Below are 10,414 nucleotides of genomic sequence, written 5' to 3' on the forward strand. Positions count from 1 at the left end.
GCCCCCCCGCCCGGGCCCGGCCCGGGGGCGCGCCCCCCGCCGCGGGGCGGGGGGGGCCGCTTCTCTTCCCTGACGTGCCAGGACACCCGGTCCCGTGTGCGCCGCCCGGCCGCGCCGGAGCGCGCCCGGCGCGCCGGGCCGGACCGCGGGGAGACCCGGCCTGCTGCGTCAGCTCTCGCTGCTGCGGGCCCAGATGTTGGTGCCGGGCTCGGACACCGCGTAGGAGTCGATCTCCCGCAGCTCGTCGTCGGTGAGCTTCGGACCGCTCAGCGCGGCGACGTTCGCCTCCAGCTGCCGCACGCTGCTCGCGCCGATCAGGGCCGAGGTCATCCGCGCGTCGCGCAGCACCCACGACAGCGCGAGCTGGGCCAGCGACTGGCCCCGGCGCTCGGCGAGGTCGTTGAGCCCGCGCAGCCGCCGCAGCACCTCGTCGGAGAGCAGCCCTGGATCGAGCGACTTGCCCTGCGCCGCGCGCGAGCCCTCCGGGATGCCGTCGAGGTACTTGTCGGTGAGCAGGCCCTGCGCCAGCGGCGCGAAGGAGATGCAGCCCATGCCCTCCGACTCCAGCGTGTCGAGGAGGCCGTCCTCCTCCGTCCAGCGGTTCAGCATCGAGTACGAGGGCTGGTGGATCAGCGCGGGCACGCCCATCTCGCGCAGCAGCCCCGCGGCCTCCCTGGTCCGCCGCGCGTTGTACGAGGAGATCCCCGCGTACAGCGCCTTCCCCTGCCGTACGGCGGAGGCCAGCGCCCCCATCGTCTCCTCCAGCGGGGTGTCCGGGTCGAAGCGGTGCGAGTAGAAGATGTCGACGTAGTCGAGCCCCATCCGCTTCAGCGAGGCGTCCAGGGAGGAGAGCAGGTACTTGCGCGAGCCCCACTCGCCGTACGGGCCCGGGTGCATCCGGTAGCCCGCCTTGGTCGAGATGACCAGCTCGTCCCGGTAGGGGCGGAAGTCCTGGGCGAGGAGCTTGCCGAAGTTCAGCTCGGCCGAGCCGGGCGGCGGCCCGTAGTTGTTCGCCAGGTCGAAGTGCGTGACGCCCAGATCGAAGGCGCGGCGCAGGATGGAGCGCTGGGTGGTCAGGGCCTTGTCGTCGCCGAAGTTGTGCCACAGGCCGAGCGAGATCGCGGGCAGCCTGAGCCCGGAGCGCCCGGTGCGGCGGTACTCCATCGTGTCGTAGCGCGCGTCGTCGGCGCGGTACGGGGAGTAGGGGGAGGGGAGAAGTGCGTCGTGCGTCATACCCCCTTTCCTATCAAGGGGCTGTGTGGGTGGCCCGACTTCGCCCGCGCGGGTGAGCGGCAGTAGGGTTCAGGAATTCCTGACTCGGCATGGAGGGGCTGGCCATTCCCATGAAGCTTCGTGACCTGGTGTACAGGCTGTATGCGCGCCGGGTGGAGGACCGCCTCGACCACGACAGGGCGCCGAAGCACATCGGCGTCATCCTGGACGGCAACCGCCGCTGGGCCAAGGCGTCGGGCGGCACGACGGAGCAGGGGCACAAGGCGGGCGCCAGCAAGATCCAGGAGCTGCTGAGCTGGTGCGCCGAGACGGATGTCGAGGTCGTCACGCTCTGGCTGCTCTCGACGGACAACCTGCACCGCGCCGAGGACGAGCTGCTGCCCCTGCTGGGCATCATCGAGGACACCGTGCGCGATCTGGCGGGCGACGGCCGCTGGCGCGTGCACCACGTCGGCCAGCTCGACCTGCTGCCCGACCGCACGCAGCAGGTGCTCAAGAAGGCCGAGCAGCAGGCCGGGGACATCGACGGGATACTCGTCAACGTCGCCGTCGGCTACGGCGGACGACAGGAGATCACCGACGCCGTCCGCTCCCTCATGGCCGACCGCGCCGCGCATGGCGTGACCCTGGACGAGCTGGCCGAGAACCTCACCGTCGAGGACATCTCCGAGCACCTCTACACGCGCGGCCAGCCCGACCCGGACCTCGTCATCCGCACCAGCGGCGAGCAGCGCCTCTCGGGCTTCATGCTCTGGCAGAGCGCGCACTCCGAGTACTACTTCTGCGAGGTCTTCTGGCCCGCGTTCCGCAAGGTCGACTTCCTGCGGGCCCTGCGCGACTACGCGGCCCGCCACCGGCGCTACGGCAACTGACGGCCGATGCGCGGCCCCCGCGCCCGAGCCCCACGCGGGGCCCCGGACGCGGTCCGTGAACGCGGCGCGGCGCGCGCCTGGCCTCCTCTTTAACAGAGGTGACCAGCGGCCCCCGGCATTCGTCCACTCGGTGTGGCGTCATATGCCATTGCATGGTTGTGGGGCCGCGGGGGAATATCCCTTCTGGCCGAGCCCGATCCATGGGTCCGGCCGCCGGGAGGCCCGATTTGCAGACCACGGACGACCGCACGGCTCGTGCGGACGACGAGGAGGGCCGGTCCCCGGCCCGCTCTGTGCGGGTGCGGACCGGCTCCGTCCCTCGCGACGCTGTCGCTCCCCGATCTCACGAGGGGGTTCGTCCACCCGTGGTGACCAGCAAGAAGCGCAACGAGTTCGACCGGCGCACGTATGTCATCGACACCAGCGTGCTGCTCGCCGACCCAACAGCCATGGACCGATTCGACGAGCACGAGGTCGTGCTGCCGGTCGTGGTCGTCACCGAGTTGGAGGCCAAGCGTCACCACCCGGAACTCGGCTATTTCGCACGCCAGGCGCTCCGCAGGCTGGATGAGTACCGGATCCGGTACGGAAGGCTCGATGCCCCGATCCCGATCGGGGAGCAGGGAGGGACGCTCAGGGTAGAGCTGAACCACTCCGACACGACGGTTCTCCCCGCCGGTTTCCGGCTCGGCGACAACGACTCGCGCATCCTCGCCGTGGCCAGGAACCTCCAGGCGGAGGGGTACGACGTCACCGTCGTCTCCAAGGACCTGCCCCTGCGCATCAAGGCGTCGTCCGTCGGCCTGCTCGCCGAGGAGTACCGCGCGGAACTCGCGATCACGGACTCCGGCTGGACCGGCATGGCCGAGCTGACCCTCCCGGGCGAGGACATCGACGAACTGTTCGCCGCCGAGAGCGCCTTCGTGCCCGAGGCCGCCGAGCTGCCCGTGCACACCGGGCTGGTGCTCCAGTCGGAGAAGGGCAAGGCACTCGGCCGGGTGACGCCCGAGGGGCGCATCAAACTCGTGCGCGGCGACAGGGAGGCGTTCGGCCTCAAGGGCAGAAGCGCAGAACAGCGCATCGCCCTGGACCTCCTCCTCGACCCCGAGGTCGGCATCATCTCGATGGGCGGCCGGGCCGGTACGGGCAAGAGCGCCCTGGCGCTCTGCGCGGGCCTGGAGGCGGTGCTGGAGCGCAGGCAGCACAAGAAGGTGATGGTCTTCCGGCCGCTGTACGCGGTCGGCGGGCAGGAGCTGGGCTATCTGCCGGGCACCGAGGCCGAGAAGATGAACCCGTGGGCCCAGGCGGTCTTCGACACGCTCTCCGCCGTCACATCGCGCGAGGTCATCGAGGAGGTCGTCGGGCGCGGCATGCTGGAGGTCCTGCCGCTCACGCACATCCGCGGCCGCTCCCTCCACGACGCCTTCGTCATCGTGGACGAGGCCCAGTCGCTGGAGCGGAACGTGCTGCTGACGGTGCTCTCGCGGATCGGCGCCGGATCGCGGGTCGTTCTCACCCATGACGTGGCACAGCGGGACAATCTGCGCGTGGGCCGGTACGACGGAGTCGTCGCCGTCGTCGAGAAGCTGAAGGGGCACCCCCTCTTCTCGCACATCACCCTGACCCGTTCCGAGCGCTCGCCGATCGCGGCGCTGGTGACCGAAATGCTGGAGGAAAGCCCCCTCTGAGGGAGTTGAGCGCATCGGGGCATCCGGCGCCGGTCCCGCTTCGGCGGGGCCGGCGCCGTTGCCGTCCTCCGGGGTCCGACTGTCCGAAAAGCGCGTACCTCTGACGTAGGTGCGCGTGGACGCGCGGGGCGCTTTCGCTCTGCGGACATCCGTGCCGTACGCTTGACGCAATCCGTCCTGACCTGCGGGAATCCCAGGCTCAGTTGACGCGGGGTCACTCGTGTGACGAATGGGGCGCAGCAGCTTAGCCCCAACCGGAGGCGGCGCGCCCGTGTTTCCGAAAACCTCTGGGCCCAAACCCCCTGTGAGCTTTCCCACTCGGCACAGAATTGCCTCAAGCCATACGCGTCCGGCAGGGTGTGGTTTCTGTCAGGCCCCGCATACGGCACACCAGCACCCCCAGGGGTGCGGCAGCACACGCAGTACAGAACTGAACAGCAGTCGCCGTATGCCGCCCGAAGCACCACGCGGGCCCGCCGATCCGTTCGGCGGGACCCACCGGGCCCGTACCTCCAGTGGCCACATACCAGGGGAGGTCAGTGCCAGGGGCAAGAATGCGCCCGCGCGGTCACTCAAGCGGGCACGTTGGAAGGAAACCGTGTGACTCGGATCTCCGTCCGGGGATTCGCCGTGGCGTCTGCCACCGCGGTCACCACCGTCGGCGCCGTCGTCGGTGTGGCTTCGGGCAGCCAGCAAGGGCAGACGGCGAACGACGTCGAGGCCACCGCGGCTGACGCGACGCTCCTCGCAGACATACCGGCGGGTCAGCAGACCCAGGTACAGACGGCTTCCCTCACGCAGCAGGCAGACACCGCTTCATCGGCTGCCCAAGCGGAGGCGAAGAAGTCCGCTGAGGAAGCTGCCCGCAAGAAGGCCGCCAAGGACGCGGCGGCCAAGAGGGCAGCGGCCGAGAAGGCGGCGGCCGAGAAGCTGGCCAAGGAGCGGGAGAAGAAGCAGGAGGCAGCGAGCCGCTCGGCGGAGCGCGACGCCGGTGACTTCGCCCAGCAGTCCTCGTACAGCATCTCTGAGGTCAAGTCCATGGCCCAGCAGATCGTCGGCGGCGGCCAGTTCCAGTGCTTCTCGGAGATCGTCGAGCGCGAGTCGGGCTGGAACTACAAGGCCACCAACGCCTCCTCGGGCGCCTACGGCCTCGTCCAGGCACTGCCCGGTTCCAAGATGGCCTCCGCGGGTGCCGACTGGAGGACCAACCCGGCCACCCAGATAAAGTGGGGCCTGAACTACATGAACGACCGTTACGGCAGCCCCTGTGGCGCCTGGGACTTCTGGCAGGCCAACAACTGGTACTGAGGTAACGAGCCACACAGCTCCACAACTCCACAGCTTTCCGCGATGCCCCTGGCCCCGACCCGGACCAGGGGCATCGCGCGTTCCGGAGGCCGGTTCCGGGGCACTCGTGGGCCCGGCTGGGCGTGCGTTGCGATGATCACTGTTCGCGCGTCCGGCCGAGAAGCAACCTCGCGCGCCGGTAACGTCGTCCTCCGGACGGCAACGCAAGACGCGGGCAGGGCAGACGCAGGCAATCGGGGGCGGAGGACGTGGGATGACGAGCAGGTTCGACAGGCTGTGGTCCGGCGCGCAGCGCTGGGCGGCGCGGGCCGCCGAGCGGCGGGCCGAGGACGCGGTCGGTGACGAGGCCGTGAACGACAGGCCCGCGGACACTCCGGTGCCGGGTTCGGCCCGCGTGGAGCCCCGGAGCGTCCCCGCGCCGCCCGACTACGCGCCCGCCATAGGCGCCAAGCCGGAACCGGCCACCGTGGTGCCCTGGGGCGTACGGGTCGCGGCCGAGGTGGGCTGGCGGCTGCTCATCCTCGCCGGGGTCATCTGGGTGCTGATCCAGGTGATCAGCACGATCAGCCTGCTGATCCTCTCCTTCTCCGCGGGGCTCCTGATCACCGCGCTGCTCCAGCCGACGGTCGCGCGCCTCAAGCGCCTCGGCCTCGGCAGGGGCCTCGCCACCGCCATCACCTTCATCACCGGGTTCGTCGTGATGGGGCTGATCGGCTGGTTCGTCGTCTGGCAGATCATGGAGAACCTGCCGACCCTGACCGACCGGGTACAGGACGGCATCGAGGAGCTGAAGACCTGGGCCACGACCGGCCCGTTCCATGTCTCCGAGGCCCAGATCAACGACATCGCCAAGAACGTCAGCGACTGGGTCGGCGACAACAGCAAGGAAGTCACCACGGCCGGGCTCGAAGGCGTCACCGTCGTCTTCGAGTTCCTCTCGGGCGCGGTGCTCGCGATGTTCGTGACGCTGTTCCTGCTGTACGACGGCCGCCGGATCTGGCGCTGGACCATGAACTTCGTGCCGAGCGCGGCGCGCGAGGGCGTCGCGGGCGCGGGCCCCCGGGCCTGGATCACGCTCACCGGCTATGTGCGCGGCACGGTGATAGTGGCCATGATCGACGCGATCTTCATCGGCATCGGCATCTACTTCCTCGACGTGCCGATGGCCGTGCCGCTCGCCGTCTTCATCTTCGTCTTCGCCTTCATCCCGATCGTCGGCGCCGTGCTGTCCGGGGCGCTGGCCGTGCTGGTCGCGCTCGTCACCAACGGCATCTTCACGGCGCTGCTCGTGCTGGCCGTCGTCCTCCTGGTCCAGCAGATCGAGAGCCACATTCTCCAGCCCTTCATCCTGGGCCGCCTGGTGCGGGTGCATCCCCTCGCGGTGGTGCTCGCCGTGACCGGGGGCAGCCTCATCGCGGGGATCCCCGGGGCCGTGGTGGCGGTGCCGCTGGTGGCGGTGCTCAACACCGTCGTCGGCTATCTGAAGACGTACTCGCACGAGCAGGCGATGAAGGCGGCGCCCCCGTCGCCGGACGCGCGGCCGGGTGACCCCGCCACCGCCGAGGCGGCGCTCTCCGCGAGCGCGCCCGCCTCGGAGCCCGCCTCGGCTTCCCCCTCTCCCTCTCCCTCCCCCTCCGCCTCTTCGTCCTCGCCGGACGGCGAGCGCTGACGGTCACGGGGACGGTCAGTACGGCGCTTCCCTCGCCTCCATGAACCGCTTCAGGTGGCGGATGTCGGCGCGGGACCAGTCGGGGGGCGGGGCCACGGCGGCCCACGCCTCGACGGAGCCCGTGCCGTAGCGGTGGCCGTGCGGCGCGTCGACGCCGTAGGAGACGGCCATGTCCACGGTGGTCTGCCAGAAGGTGACGAACGGGAACCAGTCGACCTCGGTCGTGATGTCGGGCCCGAGCGGGTCCCGTACCCACTCGGGACGGTTCAGCGCGAGGTCCCACGACCACCAGACGATCGCGTCCGAGGCGTTCTGGAGGTAGACGACCCGGGGCCGCTCCCACGCGCCCCCCGGCCGGGCGAGGTCCTTCCGCGGCCACTGCGCGAAGCGGAAGTTGCGCCCCTTCTCGTACTCGGGCCGCCACACGGGGCTCCCCGGCGCCCGCCCGTCGGTGATCTCGTTCCGGATGGGCGAGAAGTTCGGCGACCCGGCCAGTACCGCGCCGTCCACCTTGGCGAGCAGGTCGTCCGCGCCGTCGAACGCCGCCTCGATGCCGTAGGCCCCCAGGCTCTCGCCGAAGACGACGAGCTTCGGCCGCCGCTCCTCCGGCTCGCGCAGCCAGCGGGCCCGCACAGCCTCGACGAGCGCGCGGTTGGCGCGGCCCGCCTGCTCCTTGTCGACGAGGAAGGAGACCCAGCTCGGCAGGTACGAGTACTGGGCCGCCACGATCGCCGTGTCGCCGCCGTGCAGGTACTCCAGCGGCTCCGCGTCCGTCGAGTTGACCCAGCCCATGCCCGTCGTGCCCGCGATGGCCAGCACGTCGCGCCGGAAGCCGCCCGTCCGCTCCAGCTCCGCGACGGCCAGCCTGGCCGCCTCCTCGTAGCCGTCCGCACTCTGCCGCCCGACGTACACGCGCACCGGCGGCTTCGCCGGGCGCCCCGTCACGCTGGTGATGCGGGAGGGGGTGAGGACGGAACCGGTGAAGTTGCGGCCCTCGTAGCCCAGGTCGTCCCAGTTGACGAGGGAGCGGGGGCCGCCGGAGACGTAGGGGGAACCCGACCGGAAGATGCCGTCCTTGGTGCCCTGGTTCGTGGTCTCCGCGATGCGCGCCGCGATGTCGATGATCCCCCGGTCGAAGACGACGTCGCGGGTGCCGAAGACGACGGCCGTCGCGCTGATCAGCAGCCCGGCGACGACGGCGACGGGCCGGGGCACATAGCGGCCCAGGCCCTGGATCAGCCGCCGCGTGCCCAGGCGAACCGCGCGCGCCAGCAGCACCAGCAGCCCGCACAGGGCGCAGGCGATCAGCGTGATCATCAGCGAGTGCCAGGTCAGCGTCTCCGGTATCTCCTGGAGCCGCCGCAGCTCGCGCTGCATCCGGGCGCTCTCGGACAGGCACAGGACGGTCAGCCCGGCGGCCAGCACGTAGTACGCCTGCCAGGCGTGGGCCCGCGCCCGCTCGGCAGGGCGCCACGGGACCAGCCTGCGGGCGAGGGGCCGCCGGGCGAGGCGACGCAGGAGGGGACGTGCCGGCCAGGTGCCGAGCGCTCCGATGGCGTAGCCGATGGCGGCGGTGATTCCGCCGATCACGCCCTGGAGGAACCAGGGGCGGGGGACGAGGGAGGGAGTGAGGGAGAGCCAGAAGAAGACGGTCGCTGTGCAGAGGGGCACGAGCGCGGGCCAGCGGCGGACCAGCCGGCGCGCATCGGGTCTGTCCCCGTACGGGCGGCGGGCGAGGGCGAGCAGACGGCGGCCCGTCCGGCGCGCCGATTGGCCGACGGTTCGGGGAACGCGCTGCTCTGAGGGCCGGTGGGCGGCCTGCTGCTGCGGCATGTGTGCGGTCTCCCGGCCGTCCGTCTCGTTCCGGATGTCACGGTAGGTGATGCGGTGCCGGTTTCAGTGACGCGGGTGGGGGCTGAGGGGTTGCCCCGGGCGTCTCATCGGATCGACGGAGTTTAGGGCTGGACTCCGTCCAAGCAGTTGCCGACAGCCCGTCGGCGAGTTTTCCTGGGGAAGGCGATCGCGCATCCCGTACCAGCCCCCGTACACGGGAGGACGCAACCACATGACCGACTACACGACCACCAACGTCGGCATCCCGGTGGAGAGCGACGAGCACTCGCTCACCGTCGGGACCGACGGCCCGATCCTGCTCCAGGACCATTACCTGATCGAGAAGATGGCCCAGTTCAACAGGGAGCGGGTCCCCGAGCGGGTCGTCCACGCCAAGGGCGGCGGCGCCTACGGCGTCTTCGAGGTCACCAACGACGTCAGCCAGTTCACCAAGGCCGACCTCTTCCAGCCCGGGAAGCGCACGCCGATGCTGGCCCGCTTCTCCACCGTCGCCGGTGAGCAGGGCAGCCCGGACTCCTGGCGGGACCCGCGCGGCTTCGCGCTGAAGTTCTACACGGAGTACGGCAACTACGACATGGTCGGGAACAACACCCCGGTCTTCTTCGTCCGTGACCCGAGCAAGTTCCAGGACTTCATCCGCAGCCAGAAGCGCCACTTCGGCAGCGGCCTGCGGGACCACGACATGCAGTGGGACTTCTGGAGCCTGTCCCCGGAGTCGGCACACCAGGTGACCTGGCTGATGGGCGACCGGGGCATCCCCAGGACATGGCGCCACATGAACGGCTACAGCTCGCACACCTACATGTGGGTGAACGCGGGCGGCGAGAAGTTCTGGGTGAAGTACCACTTCAAGACCGACCAGGGCATCGACTTCTTCACGCAGGAGGAAGCCGACCACATGGCCGGGGCCGACGCGGATGTGCACCGGCGCGATCTGTACGACTCCATCGCGGCGGGCGACGCGCCCTCGTGGACGCTCTACATGCAGATCATGCCGTTCGCCGACGCGCCCGACTACCGCTTCAACCCCTTCGACCTGACGAAGGTGTGGCCGCACGGCGACTACCCGCTGATCGAGGTCGGCCGGATGACGCTCAACAAGAACCCGGAGGACTTCTTCGTCCACATCGAGCAGGCCGCCTTCGAGCCCTCCAACCTGGTGCCGGGCATCGGCCCGTCCCCGGACAAGATGCTGCTGGGCCGCCTCTTCTCGTACCCGGACACGCACCGCTACCGCATCGGCCCGAACTACGCGCAGCTCCCGCCCAACCGGCCGCAGGCCCCCGTCCACTCGTACGCGAAGGACGGCCCCATGCGCTATGTCTCGCCCGACGTGTCCCGGCCCTACGCGCCCAACTCGTACGGCGGGCCCGAGGCCCAGAGCGGCGTCGCGGGACTGCCGACGGGCTGGGACGTGGAGGCGACGGAGATGGTGCGCGAGGCGTACACGCTGCGCCGGGAGGACGACGACTGGGGCCAGGCGGGCACCCAGGTGCGCCAGGTGCTGGACGACGCGGCCAGGGAACGGCTGGTGAACAACGCGGCCGGGCATCTGCTCGACGGCGTCAGCAAGCCGGTGCTGGAGCGGGCCCTCCAGTATTGGCGGAACATCGACAAGAACGTCGGAGACCGCATCGCCGCGAAGGTCAACGGCGGCTGAGGAACCGGCCCCCGACGCGCACGGGGCGCCCCCCCCCCCCCCGCGGGGGGGGCGGGGGGATACCCGCGGCCCGGCCGGGGGGCGACCCGGGCCCCGGCGCCGACCGGGGCCCCCGCCGCCACCCGACCCA

General features: G+C 70.6%; 7 protein-coding genes. 5 read left to right on the forward strand and 2 right to left on the reverse strand.

Annotated elements, in window-relative coordinates; translation table 11 throughout:
- Positions 1–168: 168 nt before the first annotated feature.
- Entirely contained in the window at positions 169–1,233 is a 1,065-nt protein-coding gene (mgrA, locus tag ACWGJ2_RS35010) for an L-glyceraldehyde 3-phosphate reductase (RefSeq protein ID WP_453350386.1), read from the reverse strand.
- A gap of 110 nt (positions 1,234–1,343) precedes the next feature.
- On the opposite strand from mgrA, the gene ACWGJ2_RS35015 reads away from it, so the two are divergent.
- The 4 genes from ACWGJ2_RS35015 (at position 1,344) to ACWGJ2_RS35030 (ending at position 6,770) form a co-directional block, all read left to right on the forward strand.
- Positions 1,344–2,105: an isoprenyl transferase gene (locus ACWGJ2_RS35015; RefSeq protein ID WP_453350387.1), complete on the forward strand. Its 762-nt coding sequence runs from the start codon at positions 1,344–1,346 to the stop codon at positions 2,103–2,105.
- A 365-nt stretch (positions 2,106–2,470) separates the two neighbouring features.
- Positions 2,471–3,793, forward strand: a complete 1,323-nt coding sequence (locus tag ACWGJ2_RS35020) for a PhoH family protein (RefSeq protein ID WP_453350388.1) — start codon at positions 2,471–2,473, stop codon at positions 3,791–3,793.
- Between the two features lie 600 nt (positions 3,794–4,393).
- Positions 4,394–5,101, forward strand: a complete 708-nt coding sequence (locus tag ACWGJ2_RS35025; RefSeq protein WP_453350389.1) for an aggregation-promoting factor C-terminal-like domain-containing protein — start codon at positions 4,394–4,396, stop codon at positions 5,099–5,101.
- Between the two features lie 253 nt (positions 5,102–5,354).
- Positions 5,355–6,770: an AI-2E family transporter gene (locus ACWGJ2_RS35030; RefSeq protein ID WP_453350390.1), complete on the forward strand. Its 1,416-nt coding sequence runs from the start codon at positions 5,355–5,357 to the stop codon at positions 6,768–6,770.
- A gap of 15 nt (positions 6,771–6,785) precedes the next feature.
- On the opposite strand, the gene ACWGJ2_RS35035 is transcribed toward ACWGJ2_RS35030, so the two are convergent.
- Entirely contained in the window at positions 6,786–8,603 is a 1,818-nt protein-coding gene (locus tag ACWGJ2_RS35035) for an alpha/beta hydrolase (protein WP_453350391.1), read from the reverse strand.
- Between the two features lie 232 nt (positions 8,604–8,835).
- Here ACWGJ2_RS35035 and ACWGJ2_RS35040 point away from each other — a divergent pair, with 232 nt between their 5' ends.
- Entirely contained in the window at positions 8,836–10,284 is a 1,449-nt protein-coding gene (locus ACWGJ2_RS35040; protein WP_453350392.1) for a catalase, read from the forward strand.
- Positions 10,285–10,414 lie beyond the last annotated feature (130 nt).

This window comes from Streptomyces sp. NPDC054796 (assembly GCF_053611545.1).

Coding starts and splice junctions, on each gene's coding strand:
- ACWGJ2_RS35040 (WP_453350392.1), top strand. CDS start 8,836: ATGACCGACTACACGACCACCAACGTCGGCATCCCGGTGGAGAGCGAC.
- mgrA (WP_453350386.1), bottom strand. CDS start 1,233: ATGACGCACGACGCACTTCTCCCCTCCCCCTACTCCCCGTACCGCGCC.
- ACWGJ2_RS35015 (WP_453350387.1), top strand. CDS start 1,344: ATGAAGCTTCGTGACCTGGTGTACAGGCTGTATGCGCGCCGGGTGGAG.
- ACWGJ2_RS35030 (WP_453350390.1), top strand. CDS start 5,355: ATGACGAGCAGGTTCGACAGGCTGTGGTCCGGCGCGCAGCGCTGGGCG.
- ACWGJ2_RS35035 (WP_453350391.1), bottom strand. CDS start 8,603: ATGCCGCAGCAGCAGGCCGCCCACCGGCCCTCAGAGCAGCGCGTTCCC.